We start from the raw sequence: 13,991 nt of genomic DNA on the forward strand, positions 1-13,991 counted from the left end.
GCCTATAACGCGAGTTTAAACCCTTCATGTGTTGCTTTGAATCCAAGTTTTTCATAGAACCTGATTGCATCAGGACGCTGCTTGTCACTTGTTAACTGAACGATGGTACAGCCTTTGCTTTTTGCCAGTTCGATAGCATGTGCGAACATTTGCTCACCGAAGCCTTGTCCACGGTAGTCACTATGGATTCGAACACCTTCGATAAGACAACGCCAACCACCAATATGTGTAAGGTAGGGAATAAAAGTAATTTGAAGCATCCCGACTAGAGAGTTTTCCAGTTCAACAACCAGTAATTCGTTGTTTGGATCTCGTGTAATCGCTTCAAACGCTTCAATGTACGCACTATTCAGCGGAACAGACGCGTCTTCTCTTTTACTACCAAGCGGGTCATTTGAAAGCAAAGCAACAAGACTTTCCAAATCTTCAAAATCAGCTGAACGATACTTTAATTCCATCTATAGTTCCTTATTACTTTTGGCTGCTAGCGCCCCGCTTAGGGGGGAGCAACGCAATGCTGAAGCTACCGCATACCAACTTAAACACAATAACCAACGCATAGTAAAAATGCCGCGCGTTACGAATCACTCTTGAACAATTTGCTAGCACTCTGACTACCAGTAATTTGACATAATTTCTTTTGACCACTCGGGCTGCTCGACGGTTGTTCTTGGTAAGAATTCACCCATTACTGGCTTAATGTCTACCACTGGCGTACCGTCTATAGCATCCAATCCTCTAACATGTAGCACATTCCCACAAACAGAAATCACTTCACAAATTGTAGAACCTAAACGGTTCGGTCGGTTTTTACCTCTTTGGGCAAAAACACCAACTTTCGGCCAATCAGTGTTATTTCTTGGATGCCTTGCACCCGTTATAATCTTTGACTTATCAACTTTGTTGAAATAAAAAGTCACTTCAACATGAGAAAAATCAGAAAGTTCGATAAGAGCTTCCGCCCCGAACGCAGCATCAATAGCTATAGAGGCGTTTTCTTTATCCCAATTATCGTCAATCATCTCACTTCTGGTTGATTCAACTTTTCCTATAGGAACAAGCCTAATTTCTTCCATGATTATTTTCTCCTCCGGGTGCTAACGCTATCTATAAGGCGCTCTTTACGTAGATATAATGCGGTCTATCGTTTAACTCTTCAACTGAAAATCAATAGCCTAATGAGTGAGTTAAAAAGTTAGAGTGCACAGTGAATGCATAATTCCTTAGTGTGCTGAGTTTAAATAACTTTTTGTAGGACAAACGCAGTTTACAGAATGTGTGTGAGTATCTGCCCTAAGCCATAAAGGGGCACTTTCGAGCTAAAAAGTGCCACGGCTAAAAATTCAGCCTGAGAAGCTTTTGGACAAAACCTTGTTAGCTTAAATGACTTAGTTGCATCAAGATCAGGTATAAAAAAGTATCTTGAAACCATAGTCTCTTATTATGCCTTGCCCCACTCGGCACGAAGGACTGCCAAAACAACTGTATCCCACCACTGTCCTTTGAAAAAACGATGCTCCATAAAATGTGCTTCTTGGCGCATACCCAGAGACTTACAGAGCTTAATAGCTGGCAGGTTTTTACTGATTGTCTCCGCATAAATGCGGTGAACTCTCAACTCCGAGAACCCAAAATCTGCCAGAGCCAAGGCTGCTTCATGGCTTAACTTATTACCTTGAGAGGCTCTCGAAAATGCACACCCCATCGAAGCCTGGTGATTGTCCTCTAGCCGTAAACAAACAGTCCCAACGAACTCACCTGACACCTTACACTCGACAGCTAATTGGTATGATCTTCTTGGCTTCTCAGAAGCCTGAGCGACAAACAAGCTTGTTAACTCTCGGTATTTATTAGGGTCGCAATCGCTTTCGTCATAGAAACGCTGATATTTAGCATCCTGAGATATAGCAACAAAAGCATCTTCATCGTTCAGAGTCATATCCCTAATAATCAGACGCTTAGTCTCGAGTTTAAACATCGAAAGTTCCTTTTCCTTGTGAGGCATAACGCCGCGTTAAGTGGTGAGCAACGCTACCACCCTACCTAAACCATTATGACATAAGCACTTAAACTGAAGTAAACCGAAAGTGCCAAGCGTTGGGAATCCGTATACTTGTTAGTCGCTCATGCCAACGATAGCCCACCATCAACTACCAACGTGTGACCCACGATATAGCTGGCTTTATCTGATAACAAAAACTCAATGGCATTGACGATTTCGTCGATTTCTCCAAAGCGATTGATTGGTACTACATCAGAAACATCTGCGCGGATATTAGAGTTTTCAAGTTGCCTTTCTTCCCATCGAGGAGTCCACGTTACACCTGGGGCAACCGCATTGATTCGAATTCCAGATTTGATGCTTTCTAGGGCAACAGATCTAGTCAGCCCCTCAAGGGCGTGTTTAGCAGCACTATACATTGATGCATTAGGAGTTGGTCTAAGACCATTTACAGAGCTTACATTTACTATGGAGGCCCCTGCTTCCATTAGTTTCAGTTCAGACCTTAAACACAAAGCTTGGCACAAAAAATCCACATGAAGCGTTTCTTTGAGAAGTGTTACATCAATTTCTGGCAGGTAGCCTCTAGAAGCAAGAGCCGGAGAAGCGTTGTTGACCGCTACATCCAACTTCCCGTAGCTCTCCGCGATGTGAGTAAATAAACCGTCTAACTGTTGTTCATCGGCAATATCAACCAACTGGTAATCGACAGTTTGTAATTCTGGGTATTTCTGCATGGCATGTTGCCAAACCTCCCTCGAACGTGAGCACGTAACAACTTTATATCCCTGTTTCACGAGCCGAAGAACTGAATACAAACCGATTCCTTTTGAACCACCAGTGACTAATGCGATTTTCAATTTAGTACTCCTTTCCTATTTGTGTGCTTTGACGGCTAACGCCCTGTTAAGGGGTGAACAACGCCTCCACCCAAGCCTAAAGCATTGTGCCATAAGCACTAAACTGACTTGAAGTGAGGGCGCCAAGCGTTGTGAATCCCTCTTAAATTGCTTGTTAGGACTTGAAACTCTCAGCAACAAATTTACTGCCCATTGACCCCATTAATACACTTGCACCTTTGTTGATGTAGGACTTAAACCGCAAATAGCTGGCTTGAGCCTTTGGGCTTGACAACAAAACAGAAACTAGGAAGTACCAAGAGAAATTTAAGACAAACACACCCGCAACCAATACTGATGTTGTATGAGCAGGCACTTTCACGGGTAACATAGCTGCAAACACACTGCTAAATACAATTGCAGTCTTTGGATTACTTAACTGTGTCGCCAAGCCAAGAAATACTGCCTTAAAATGAGCTGGTTTGTTAGTTAGCTCTGCGTCAGTAGAGTTCACTTTGCTTTTGCTCGATCGCCACATTTTCACGCCCAGATAACATAGATATAGACCACCAAAAACTTTGAAAGCTACGTAAAATTCTGGCACAGCATCAAAAAGTGCAATGAGCCCCATTGAGGCAATAAATGCAAATATGCTTGCCCCTAAACCTAAACCAATAGAAATACACATGGCTTCAGATCTAGATTTTGACATAGCTGTTTGCGCTACCAAGATAAATGAAGGGCCTGGTGTCATCGCACCAAAGAGTAACAGCATAGCGATTGGCAGTAGAAATAAGTATTGCTCCAGCATTTATAATTATCCTTGTAATAACTTGCGCGATTGAGCCCTAACGCCTTGTTAAGGGGTGAGCAACGCAATACCGATGCCGCCGCATACCGCCTTAAACACTAAACCCAACGCATAGTAAAAATGCCACGCGTTGCGAATCCCTCTTGAACAATTTGTTAGGCGAATTTTCAAAGGCTTATGCGCATATCTGCACAATTGAAAAGACCGTCACCTAAAGTTGGAAAACGCGCATAGTTTTTTAGCGTTCCATGATTTGAAAAACCTGACTTTTCTAAAACCCTTACACTTGCTATGTGCCCAACAAATGGATTTGTTCTTACTTCCTTGATACCCAAGCTGTTTAAATATTCCAAGCCAGTACGACACAATTGCGTCGCAATTCCACGATTACTAAATTTGTCTGATATACCAAAATGGATCTCAGCATGCTGTTCATTGAACACAAACACAACCACCCCAAACACAAAGTCATTTTGGCTTTCTGCGACACCATAAACTAGCACTTTGGGACGGCTTTCCAAATAGGATTTTCTCCATTGCTGAATTTTTGAGAGCGTAGTTCCCACCGTATCATGAGGCAATGTCGAAATGTACTTTGCAGAAGAAATTGAGCCAGAGTACAAACTAAACAATGAGTCTGCATCAGTTTCTCGAAGCTCCCTAATTCTAAAAACGTCATTCTCGTAGTTCATTATGCCTCCATTCGCCTAACGCCCTGTTAAGGTGTGAGCAACGCAATACCGAAGCTACCGCAAACCACCTTAAACACAGAACGCAACGCATAGCAAAAATGCCAAGCGTTGCGAATCACTCTTAAACAGATTGTTATATTTAAACTACCTGCTTGGAATAGCTGTTTCTGTCTATATCGACAACCTCTACCGTTAAAGAAGCACCGACTAACTGGATTGATTTCAGCTTAGACATAACACTATTAGACAAAAGTAACTTGTCCTGCTCGCTGCGACCGGAAAGAATACATAGAGTTACATGAATAAAGTTCTCTTTGTTAGAGCCCGTTTGATAATTTTCATATGCGATACTTCTAACCTTTATATCGCTACCATCTGGCTCAAACAAATTCGACTCTAGAGCCCCAAAAACACCTTCTGATTCAACTCTACTGGCTCGATAGGTGATGAATGTTCAATAATACAATGAGGCAAAACTTGCTCCTTAAATATAACGCCCTGTTAAGGTGTGAGCAACGCAATACCGATGCTCCCACATACCATCTTAAACACCAAACGCAACGCATAGTGAAAATGCCACGCGTTGCGAATCACTCTTGAACAGTTTGTTATAGCGCTTTACCGTTTACAAGTGACCAATGATGAGGCATTAATTCTCGTATAGTTTTGAAAACCAATGCATTCTCTGGAGTTGTTATAGCTGCTTTGACATCCCCACCCCAGTGGACAAGACGCTCTTGGCAAACTCCGCATGGTGACAAGATTAGAAATTCATCGTTCTCGTTCTCACGACACAGACATAATGAGTGAGTCACTCGCTCATTGAGTTTGTGAGCCTCTAAATAAGCACCCACTTCCATGCATAGTGAAAGAGCATCGTTTTTAATATCAGGAGCAATACTTGTCAATATTTTTCCTGACTCTGTTCTAACAGCCGCAGCACCACCCCAACCAGAAGGATATCGCATATTTACTAGTTCTATTGCTGCTTGATATAGCTCTTTTTCGATATTTTCCATGACCATCCATATTCAATTTTATCGAGCGCTATAACGCCCTGTTAAGGTGTGAGCAACGCAATACCGATGCTGCCGCATGCCACCTTAATCACTTAAAACAACGCATAGTAAAAATGCCACGCGTTGCGAATCACTCTTAAACAGTTTGTTATGTGATTTCTAACTCACGAAGTACAAACTCATGCCCCCACTGACAATCCCAAAGTAGATTCAACATTCTTAGTACTTTGAACATATAAGCGAAGTCTTCAATGTTGGTTTCTGCTGAGGTCGTAAACGTTATATTGTTCTCTTCCTCACCCGCCTTGATCTGTACGTGGATGCTAGTATTGTGTTGGTCGTACTTTATTATGAGTTCATTGAAGTCACTACAACTCGTATCGGAGTAAATACCGAAGTCACAACCCGCAGCTTCAAACGCCCCATGCTCAAGCAATTGGACTAAAGCTGTAATTAAATCGAAATAAACCTCAATATCAGCGATATCAGGGACGACATAGTCGTGCTCCATACCATTTCTTATGTTGTTCAGCCTTACTAGCGAACGGGAGTTTAAAAAACCAAGTGCGCCTATAAACTCCAGTTTAGTTTTGACTTTAATTGCACGCTTATTAAAAAGCTCATACAAGTTAAAGGTATGAAAGTAAGTATCTAACTGACAATCCAGCGCACGCTTCAGGTGAGATACACAGTTAATGCGACTCACATCAGAAGAATTATTCAACTCATTTTCTGCAAAGCTCAAGTACTCTCTCGGCGTCAATTGAAAACGCTTTTGAACCTTTAGTGGATTCTCTTTTCCGCTAGGCTCTAAAGCATGTATGTGTTCTTTTATGAACTGTTTAAATTCCTGAATATTCAAATTTACTCCAATCACATAACGCCTTGTTAAGGTGTAAGGCACGCAATACCTGAGCTTCCGCATACCACCTTAACCACTAAAACTAACGCATAGTCAAAGTGCCACGCGTGCCGAATCACTCTTGAACAATTGTTAGCTTTCTTGGATTCAAGTACGAAGTGCGACACCTCTGAACATAAAAACAGTGAGATGCGATAATCATGAAGTCTGCTCCCGCCAAGAAGTAAAAAGCATGAAATACACGCACCTCACTGAGAACGAAAGGTATATGATTTCTGCGCTCAGAAAGCAAGGAATTAGTACCGCTAAAATAGCTAAACAACTGGGGCGTCACAAAGCCACTATCTATCGAGAAATTGAACGCAACTCCCGATACAACAGACACTTTAAAAGGTACTCCTATCAGGCATGGAGAGCCCAACAAATGGCTCGCAACCGGCTGCGCCGGTCACGCAGAAATAAGCGCTACAGCGAAATCGACTTTAGGTTGCCTGAAGCCCTGCTACGACTGGATTGGAGTCCTGACCAAATCGTTGGATACCTAAGGGTAAGAGGCTATCCAATAATGAGCCACGAGCTCATTTATGAGTACGTTTGGAACGACAAAACTCTCGGTGGAACACTATGGAAGCACCTACGCCAATCCAATAAGAAAAGGCGTAAAAGGTATAACTCAAAAGACAGCCGAGGTCGACTTGCAGCAAAGCGCCATATTACCGAAAGACCTGCAAAAGCTGAGCATCGAAAAGAGCCTGGTCACTGGGAGATTGATACCGTCGTTGGCCGCGGAACCAAGCACTGTATCGTGACTTTAGTCGACAGAATGACTGGCTACACTTTTATTGGGCAAATGGACGATAGAACAAGCGAGTCGCTCAACGTAAGAATGAGCAAAATCATGACCCGCTCTGACTTACCTTTTAAGACGATAACTGCAGATAATGGCACTGAATTTCATGGTTATGCACAACTAGAGAAACATCATAACTGTATGTTTTATTTTGCAAACCCATACCACTCATGGGAACGAGGCACTAATGAGAACACTAATGGCTTAATACGACAATACTTACCAAAACGAACTTCTATGTCACACGTAACACAGAAGCTCTGCAATGAAATTGCACACAAATTAAATACGCGCCCACGCAAAAGACTTGGGTATAGGACACCAACGGAGTATATTCATGCGCATCTGTAAAAAGTGTCGCACTTCAAACTTGATACTAAGTTTCTAGCCAACGAAGTACGCTGAATCATTTTCTGCAAATAAACAATCCAACGGGTACGGCAACTCAAGCCTTGGCATATTACCTTTTGAAAACCATTTAAGGCATACCGTTTCATCATCGAGTGCGGATTGAGAACAACTTTCTACTACACATTTGAACATGATGACTGTGTATTCAACTTGATCACCATTTGGGTATGTAAAACCAAAACCCTCACCGCCGAATACACCAAGTAGGCAATCTACTTTTACAGCCAAACCTGTTTCCTCGCGAACTTCCCTGATCAATGCTTGCACTGGCGACTCTTGAGGTTCAATCATTCCGGCAGGAAGGCTCCATGTGCCATCTGATTTTTGCTGAAGTAGTAACTCTTTATTTTCATTTAAAATGACACCCGCAACGCCGGGGATAAGAAGTGGCATCGTTCCAACCTTAGAACGAACCTCTTTGATATAGTCACTTGCGCTCAATTTTCCTCCTTGAAAGCTAACGCCTTGCTAAGGTGTGAGTAACGCAATACAAAAGCTTCCGCACACCCACCTTAATCACTAAAATCAACGCATAGTAAAAATGCCACGCGTTACGAATCGCTCTTAAGCAACTTGTTATGCTTCTTGTCAAAGTGTTTCAGCCGAACGAGAACCCATAGTGCAAACAGCAGTAACATGGTGGCATTGACGAAGTAAAAATCATCTTTACTCAACCATTTTGTAGAACCATAGATTGAGTAGCCATTTCTAGTAATGTGACTAACATAAGATGGGCCTGACCCTTCGGCGACCAACTGAGGCATGGATAGAACTTCTACCTTACGGTTGAAGTAAAAACCCTCCTTATCGAAATTTGATGATATGTCAGCGTCGATAGTGAACAAACCTGGTTCTGAACCCAAGCTAAAAATCGTTTGGCAGTATGTAGTTCGCCCAATTGAGTAGCAATTGACTGATTTTATATTCACAACACCTACCTTATGCGAGAGCTCGGATAAGTCCCTATCTAAAAAGGTCATGCCATAAAAAATAACGTAAGTTAAGACCAATAATAAAAGCTCTTTCATAAATCCCTTTGAAGCATAACGCCCTGTTAAGGTGTGAGCAACGCAATACCGATGCTCCTGCATACCACCTTAAACACTAAACGCAATGCATAGCAAAAATGCCAAGCGTTGCGAATCACTCTTAAACAGATTGTTATATGCACACTAATCCAGGCTAAACTGAATAATTAACAGCTCAATGTCTGAATCTGAATCATTTATTAAACCATGCTCACCATAAGGCTTATTTTTTATCATATCGCCTTTTTTAATCTTAACCTCTTGGTTATCAATAGTCATTGTTCCAGAGCCTTCGAGAATGATATACATCTCTTCGTTGTTGCCATGTTTATGGTAACCAACCGTAGAATTTGGTGGGATAATTTGTCTGTCGATAAAATCGCAGCTGCTAGCGAAGTCTGACTTACTCCAAATTTCATATAACTCGACAGAGCCAATCCCATCATGGGCAGAGTTCTGAATTTGTTTTTCCGTTTCTAAATAATTACGAATCATCTGTAATTCTCTCTGTGCATATAACGCCGCATTAAGTGGTGAGCAACGCAGACCACCAAACCTAAAGCATTGTGCCGTAAACACTGAAACTGAAGCAAACTGAAAATGCCGAGCGTTGGGAATCCGTCTTAAATGCTTTGTTATGTGTGGGCTGACTGATACACGTTATTTTCTATTGAAGCACCTGCAAACTCAAAGGTTAGAAGTCCTATTCGACTTAACCCAAGATGCTCATAAAATCCATTGGATTCATTTTCAACCCAAGTGTAAAGCCAGTATTTATTACCCAACTGGTTTTCGACTTCATTCAAGAGCTTTCGACCTAACCCTTTCCCTTTGAAAGTGTTATCGACATATAGTTTTTCGACTTCAAAGCCATTACTGGACGTTTGATAATGCGATTCAAGATTAACCATTACATAGCCTTGAATAACTTCCTGTTCTTCACTTACAAACACACGATATTTAATCGTATCCAATATTTCTAAGAAGTAGGTTGCAGTGAAAGTAGACAAGACATACTCAGCGTATTCAGTTTTGATACCTTCTCGAGCATATGTGTCTAGCCAAACTTTAATGGACAATGCCGCTAATTTTACGCAATCGTCTTTTGTCGCTTCCCTAACCATTTTCCCTCCAAACACATAACGCCCTGCTAAGTGGCTGATAACATAACACAAAACCTAAACAAGCCACCTTAAACACAGAGCAAACTTTGAAGTAAATTCGCCGAGCGTTGGCAGTCCGTCTTAAGCAGTTTGTTAGAGGTATTCCGGGTCATCAGCTGCAGACCAATATACTTCATAATCAACATTTTCAATTATTTGATTGTCTTCAAACTGGTAAAAATCATACTTGGCAGGTTGCAGAAATTCGAAATCTGGTGGGATCATTTCAAATTCATCCTCACTACCACCTTCGACTTTGACTAATAACCCATTCTCGTGAGCTGAAACAATTATTCCCCAGAAACCACCATATTCATCATCGCGATTTGGAGATACAATCCTTATGGATACTAATACACGCTTTCCAATTTCTTTGGATGCTTCTTCAATTGAATATTCCACTTTATACCTCTAACGCCGCGTTAAGTGGTGAACAACGCCAACCACCAAACCTAACCCATTGTACCTTAAACACTTAAGCTGACTTGAACTTAAAGTGCCAAGCGTTGTGAATCCGTCTTAAACGCTTTGTTATGTTCGAGCGAATTGTTACCACCATTATTTCTGAATACTCAGTTTATCTATGGGCTTAAACCCACTATTCCCACACCAATTATCTAGTGGCTCACGAGGGAATATGTTAGCTGTTTTTTTCTCTGAAGCCATCATGAACATTGCCATGGACAAAAAATGGTCAAATTTTTTATCGCCTACAGTTTTTCTTTGAACTAAATACCAATCACCACCGCTCATTTTTAGGGCAAAATCTTCACCGCAGTAATAAATTTGTTCTATTGTTTAATTTGCACCACTAGCCATCGCTCCGTATGGTAATAAAATCAATAGACTCATTAACAAGTATTTTCTCATTGTTTATCCTTTATATCTAATTTAGAACATAACGCCTTGTTAAGGTGTGAGGCACGCAATACCGAAGCTCCCGCATACCACCTTAACTACTAAAATTAACGCATAGTAAAAATGCCACGCGTGCCGAATCACTCTTGAACAATTTGTTAGCTGGTTGTCTCCACAACATCGGAGGCGACCAAATTGAAACTTGTTGCCTGAATAAACCACTCATGCCAAGGCATCGTTTCCTTAAAGCCATCAAAGTGGAATGTGCTTCCATCAAACTTCGCATTCATGATTTCATCAATTGGGCACTCTGGCGTTTCGTGGCTGACAGGTGCAACACTATTTAACCAGGTGAGACTTTTTTCATTGGATACGTTGTATAGAGTCATCACCCCGTTTTGAACAATTAGATCGCTTCCATTTGAACTCGGGTGCTCTTTGCTGATGAAAATACCACTGAGAACGATGATAATCTTGGAGTCAGTTCTGGAGACATCTTTGATAGATACATCATGAAAGTTCATCTTCTCAAAGTCGGTATTAATTTCCATATAACCTCCTACCAGCTAACGCCGCATTAAGGTGTGAGCAACGCTACCACTAAACCTAACCATACCACCGTAAACACAAAACCCAACGATGGAATGAAAAATGCCAAGCGTTGGGAATCACTCTTAAATGCTTTGTTATGTGCGTACTTTACATGCCAAGCTTTGATTTTATGAGCATACTTGAAATATAGGTGTTTGAATCCATTTTAACTAACGTATTTATGATTTCCAAAACGCTAAAATATTCTATGCGCTCCTCTTCGCCTTGACCAATACCACCTATCGTGAAATGAGTAAAACGATAACAATGATGTATATTTTGGAGCTGACCTGAAACATCTTTTAGTAGCTTTTTGCTCAATGTAAATGCTGGATACTGTGTACTATCAGATAGCTCTGCCGTTGAACCAATTGAGACAATACTGCACTTCTCGCTTAGTGACTCTTGTGAATGAAGCTCATTAACTAAGTTGAGATAGCCTAGTGGGCCAACGTTCATAAAATCAGCTAACTCTACAGTTGTAAGATTCGATGATTCCCCCCACATAGAAACTAGGTACACAACTATGTCGAACTTAACACTCTTAAGGCACGAGTAGTCTGGCTTTTTCTCTGGGTTAACATCAATACTGAAGCTAGAAATTCGTTCATCATTTTGCTCTGTCCTGGCGATCATATATATTTCAGCATTATGAATGTTCGAAGCTAGATACTTACCAAGACCTTTACTGCCACCAACAATGAGAATTTTCATCAACTACTCCTTGATTTTTATATGTATTAATCCAAGTTCAGCGCTTAGCACATAACGCTTTCTATACGGCTTTCAGCCGTTTTTCATACTCCTATCATGCAATCTTTGTGAACGCAGTTCAATTGATAATCAATAGGTTAGTGAGGTGTATTGAACATTAGATTGCAAGATGACTCATAATTTTTAAAAAGCTTACGTACACACTCTCTTGGATAACTACAGATAAGGCAAACTTACAATTGCAGATTGTGGTTAGACTTTAGCACTGAGAAGGAATCGAGCATTTTCGAGCTAGAAAGTGCCACGGGTAAAAATTCAACCTGAGAAGCTTTTGGACACTTTCAAGCTAGAAAGTGCCACAGGTACAAATTCAGCCCGTGAAGGTTTTGTACACCTCTTACTTACAAGGCTAACCATCCAATGATACTGAGAAGCATAAGATTTTGAAGCGCAGGGTTTTACGAGTATACATTCACGATAGAATCTTCGACTTCACTGACTAGTGTTTTGTGCATTATAAAACTATCAACATAACCAAGCTTTCGGTGAAGATAGGCTAAGGGAATCGTGCCTATTATGGTAAAACCCAGTTTCTTCCATAAGTTAACCGCCACTTCATTCGAGGACACTACAGAATTAAATTGCATAGCCCTAAAACCCAAATTAATGGCAGTTTCGACCGAGTGCTCACACAACTTTTTTGCAATTCCTTTACCACGAGACTGACCTTGCACCATGAAACCACAGTTGCAGATATGACTACTAGGTCCTTGTGCATTTCGTCTTATGTAGTAACTGCCTAGAACTTGGTCACCTTCTACATAAACAAATGTCTTTAATGGGGCCTTACACCATAGTTCGAAGGCCTCCTGATATGTCATTGTAGGATCGAATGCATACGTTTCTTGTTCTTCGATTATCTGTTTGAAGCATGGCCAGAATAGTTCAAAGTCGTCTTCTTTTATTTCTCTTATCACTTTACGTCTCCTCCAACAAATTTTTATACAAGTTATATCGGATTAGAGATAACGTTCAATAACATAAGTTAAGATATTCATCATGTATGTCCTACACATGGTCACACACCAGACAAGCAGTTGGGTCCAACTTGATATAACATGACCAGTAGAATCTAAATATACAAAGGCGAACCGATCGGTTCGCTTTTTTGGTGTGGCATTGTTTTTTTGTATCTTACGTCAGGCCAAACTTTTGATATAACGTCAACGTCGCAAGACATCACAAAGTTTATTTCTCAACCATTGATTAGCTGAGTTATGGTCATCGCGCTTATGCCACATCATAACGTGTTGAAAAGGCTTGGAGGAAAACGGCAATGGCAGAATTTGTAAGTTAAACAACGAGGCGTATTTATTGGCCATCAGTAGACTTACAGGAGCAACAGCGTCACTCTCTGACACTAACGCTAATATTGAAAGAACGGATGCGGTTTCACAGTCTACGTCTTTTGGCAGAAAACGTTCATCAGAGAAATAATTCATTTCGAGTAAGTCGATTCGCCTCTTTTGCATAAAAATAATTTTTTCTGCATAAAACTGCGCTTGAGTGATTGTCTGTTGAATGTGGGGATGATCTTTACGACACACGACAACAACTTCATCATCGATATAGGATTGATAGGTAAAAGACGGATTACTGCGCAAACCAATATCAATGGCCAAATCTGCTTTGTGTAAGCTTAACTGAGATAACAACTCACCTTCTGTATTGGGCGTCATATGGAAATTAATTTTGCAGTTACCCATCGTTGGGTCGAGCTCAATTTTGTTTCTGACCATATGCATAATTATCTCATTTACATAAACTGTAAACGTGTGATGATTTTGGACATCAAAATCCGCGACATTGCCCAGCGCACTCTCTACCGCCGTTAGCGCAGGTTCGATTTCATTCGCTAGCTTTATTGCAGCATGTGTTGGGCTAATTCCGCGCCCTTCTCTAACAAAAAGAGGCGCACCCAGCTGGGATTGCAGCCGCTTTAACGCAGCACTTACTCCAGGTTGCGTTAAACCTAGTGATTCCGACGCTAATGTGATGGAACGAAGCCGATACACCTCTAAAAAAACCACCAGCAAATTCAAATCTAAATTTGTTTTCACTCTTGAGCCTATACATAACCATCAGTAATGT

General features: G+C 41.1%; 18 protein-coding genes and 1 pseudogene. 1 reads left to right on the forward strand and 18 read right to left on the reverse strand.

Going from position 1 to position 13,991, the window contains the following annotated elements; genetic code table 11:
* Positions 1–2: 2 nt before the first annotated feature.
* The 9 genes and pseudogenes from A8140_RS18915 to A8140_RS18975 all read right to left on the reverse strand — a co-directional run bounded on the left by A8140_RS18915 (position 3) and on the right by A8140_RS18975 (position 6,267).
* On the reverse strand, positions 3–458 hold the full coding sequence (locus A8140_RS18915) for a GNAT family N-acetyltransferase (protein WP_005530766.1): 456 nt from the start codon (positions 456–458) through the stop codon (positions 3–5).
* 156 nt (positions 459–614) lie between these two features.
* Positions 615–1,076 carry an SAM-dependent methyltransferase gene (locus tag A8140_RS18925; protein WP_005530762.1) on the reverse strand — a complete coding sequence of 154 codons (462 nt, stop codon included), beginning with the start codon at positions 1,074–1,076 and terminating at the stop codon, positions 615–617.
* 365 nt (positions 1,077–1,441) lie between these two features.
* A complete protein-coding gene (locus A8140_RS18930; protein ID WP_005530760.1) occupies positions 1,442–1,978 on the reverse strand; it encodes a GNAT family N-acetyltransferase in 537 nt (178 codons plus the stop codon).
* Positions 1,979–2,124: 146 nt separating this feature from the next.
* On the reverse strand, positions 2,125–2,862 hold the full coding sequence (locus tag A8140_RS18935; RefSeq protein ID WP_005530759.1) for an SDR family NAD(P)-dependent oxidoreductase: 738 nt from the start codon (positions 2,860–2,862) through the stop codon (positions 2,125–2,127).
* A 154-nt stretch (positions 2,863–3,016) separates the two neighbouring features.
* Positions 3,017–3,652 (reverse strand): LysE family translocator, encoded by a 636-nt coding sequence (locus A8140_RS18940; protein ID WP_005530757.1) that lies wholly within the window; start codon positions 3,650–3,652, stop codon positions 3,017–3,019.
* Between the two features lie 167 nt (positions 3,653–3,819).
* Positions 3,820–4,344: a GNAT family N-acetyltransferase gene (locus A8140_RS18950; RefSeq protein ID WP_005530754.1), complete on the reverse strand. Its 525-nt coding sequence runs from the start codon at positions 4,342–4,344 to the stop codon at positions 3,820–3,822.
* A 139-nt stretch (positions 4,345–4,483) separates the two neighbouring features.
* Positions 4,484–4,818: pseudogene (locus A8140_RS25460) on the reverse strand (5-carboxymethyl-2-hydroxymuconate Delta-isomerase).
* A 134-nt stretch (positions 4,819–4,952) separates the two neighbouring features.
* Complete coding sequence (locus A8140_RS18970; RefSeq protein WP_010648722.1) at positions 4,953–5,363, reverse strand: cytidine deaminase; 411 nt, start codon at positions 5,361–5,363, stop codon at positions 4,953–4,955.
* A gap of 148 nt (positions 5,364–5,511) precedes the next feature.
* On the reverse strand, positions 5,512–6,267 hold the full coding sequence (locus tag A8140_RS18975; RefSeq protein ID WP_152429142.1) for a hypothetical protein: 756 nt from the start codon (positions 6,265–6,267) through the stop codon (positions 5,512–5,514).
* Positions 6,268–6,457: 190 nt separating this feature from the next.
* Between A8140_RS18975 and A8140_RS18985 the strand changes: the two genes are divergently transcribed.
* Positions 6,458–7,426 carry an IS30 family transposase gene (locus A8140_RS18985; protein ID WP_005530743.1) on the forward strand — a complete coding sequence of 323 codons (969 nt, stop codon included), beginning with the start codon at positions 6,458–6,460 and terminating at the stop codon, positions 7,424–7,426.
* Between the two features lie 33 nt (positions 7,427–7,459).
* Here A8140_RS18985 and A8140_RS18990 read toward each other — a convergent pair whose 3' ends face one another.
* From A8140_RS18990 to A8140_RS19045, 9 genes are all read right to left on the reverse strand, one after another.
* Positions 7,460–7,927, reverse strand: coding sequence for an NUDIX domain-containing protein (locus tag A8140_RS18990; protein ID WP_005530740.1), 468 nt, complete (start codon positions 7,925–7,927; stop codon positions 7,460–7,462).
* Positions 7,928–8,658: 731 nt separating this feature from the next.
* Complete coding sequence (locus tag A8140_RS19005; RefSeq protein ID WP_004742476.1) at positions 8,659–9,009, reverse strand: cupin domain-containing protein; 351 nt, start codon at positions 9,007–9,009, stop codon at positions 8,659–8,661.
* Positions 9,010–9,149: 140 nt separating this feature from the next.
* Positions 9,150–9,638, reverse strand: coding sequence for a GNAT family N-acetyltransferase (locus tag A8140_RS19010; RefSeq protein ID WP_005537207.1), 489 nt, complete (start codon positions 9,636–9,638; stop codon positions 9,150–9,152).
* Positions 9,639–9,770: 132 nt separating this feature from the next.
* Positions 9,771–10,079 (reverse strand): hypothetical protein, encoded by a 309-nt coding sequence (locus A8140_RS19015; protein WP_005537209.1) that lies wholly within the window; start codon positions 10,077–10,079, stop codon positions 9,771–9,773.
* Between the two features lie 156 nt (positions 10,080–10,235).
* The gene (locus A8140_RS25465) at positions 10,236–10,430 is read right to left on the reverse strand and encodes a hypothetical protein (protein ID WP_005537211.1); all 195 of its coding nucleotides are present in this window, start codon (positions 10,428–10,430) and stop codon (positions 10,236–10,238) included.
* Positions 10,431–10,693: 263 nt separating this feature from the next.
* Positions 10,694–11,086 (reverse strand): hypothetical protein, encoded by a 393-nt coding sequence (locus A8140_RS19030; protein ID WP_033000829.1) that lies wholly within the window; start codon positions 11,084–11,086, stop codon positions 10,694–10,696.
* Positions 11,087–11,234: 148 nt separating this feature from the next.
* Complete coding sequence (locus A8140_RS19035; protein ID WP_005537466.1) at positions 11,235–11,840, reverse strand: Rossmann-fold NAD(P)-binding domain-containing protein; 606 nt, start codon at positions 11,838–11,840, stop codon at positions 11,235–11,237.
* A 458-nt stretch (positions 11,841–12,298) separates the two neighbouring features.
* Entirely contained in the window at positions 12,299–12,817 is a 519-nt protein-coding gene (locus A8140_RS19040) for a GNAT family N-acetyltransferase (protein ID WP_005535692.1), read from the reverse strand.
* 246 nt (positions 12,818–13,063) lie between these two features.
* Positions 13,064–13,960: a LysR family transcriptional regulator gene (locus A8140_RS19045; protein WP_033000591.1), complete on the reverse strand. Its 897-nt coding sequence runs from the start codon at positions 13,958–13,960 to the stop codon at positions 13,064–13,066.
* Positions 13,961–13,991 lie beyond the last annotated feature (31 nt).

Source organism: Vibrio campbellii CAIM 519 = NBRC 15631 = ATCC 25920 (genome assembly GCF_002163755.1).
GTDB classification, from domain to species: domain Bacteria; phylum Pseudomonadota; class Gammaproteobacteria; order Enterobacterales; family Vibrionaceae; genus Vibrio; species Vibrio campbellii.

What these genes read in the sequence shown, in the direction of transcription:
- A8140_RS18915 (WP_005530766.1), bottom strand. Translation starts at nt 458, where the DNA reads ATGGAATTAAAGTATCGTTCAGCTGATTTTGAAGATTTGGAAAGTCTT.
- A8140_RS19010 (WP_005537207.1), bottom strand. Translation starts at nt 9,638, where the DNA reads ATGGTTAGGGAAGCGACAAAAGACGATTGCGTAAAATTAGCGGCATTG.
- A8140_RS18940 (WP_005530757.1), bottom strand. Translation starts at nt 3,652, where the DNA reads ATGCTGGAGCAATACTTATTTCTACTGCCAATCGCTATGCTGTTACTC.
- A8140_RS18970 (WP_010648722.1), bottom strand. Translation starts at nt 5,363, where the DNA reads ATGGAAAATATCGAAAAAGAGCTATATCAAGCAGCAATAGAACTAGTA.
- A8140_RS19035 (WP_005537466.1), bottom strand. Translation starts at nt 11,840, where the DNA reads ATGAAAATTCTCATTGTTGGTGGCAGTAAAGGTCTTGGTAAGTATCTA.
- A8140_RS18930 (WP_005530760.1), bottom strand. Translation starts at nt 1,978, where the DNA reads ATGTTTAAACTCGAGACTAAGCGTCTGATTATTAGGGATATGACTCTG.
- A8140_RS18925 (WP_005530762.1), bottom strand. Translation starts at nt 1,076, where the DNA reads ATGGAAGAAATTAGGCTTGTTCCTATAGGAAAAGTTGAATCAACCAGA.
- A8140_RS25465 (WP_005537211.1), bottom strand. Translation starts at nt 10,430, where the DNA reads ATGAGCGGTGGTGATTGGTATTTAGTTCAAAGAAAAACTGTAGGCGAT.
- A8140_RS18985 (WP_005530743.1), top strand. Translation starts at nt 6,458, where the DNA reads ATGAAATACACGCACCTCACTGAGAACGAAAGGTATATGATTTCTGCG.
- A8140_RS19005 (WP_004742476.1), bottom strand. Translation starts at nt 9,009, where the DNA reads ATGATTCGTAATTATTTAGAAACGGAAAAACAAATTCAGAACTCTGCC.
- A8140_RS19030 (WP_033000829.1), bottom strand. Translation starts at nt 11,086, where the DNA reads ATGGAAATTAATACCGACTTTGAGAAGATGAACTTTCATGATGTATCT.
- A8140_RS18950 (WP_005530754.1), bottom strand. Translation starts at nt 4,344, where the DNA reads ATGAACTACGAGAATGACGTTTTTAGAATTAGGGAGCTTCGAGAAACT.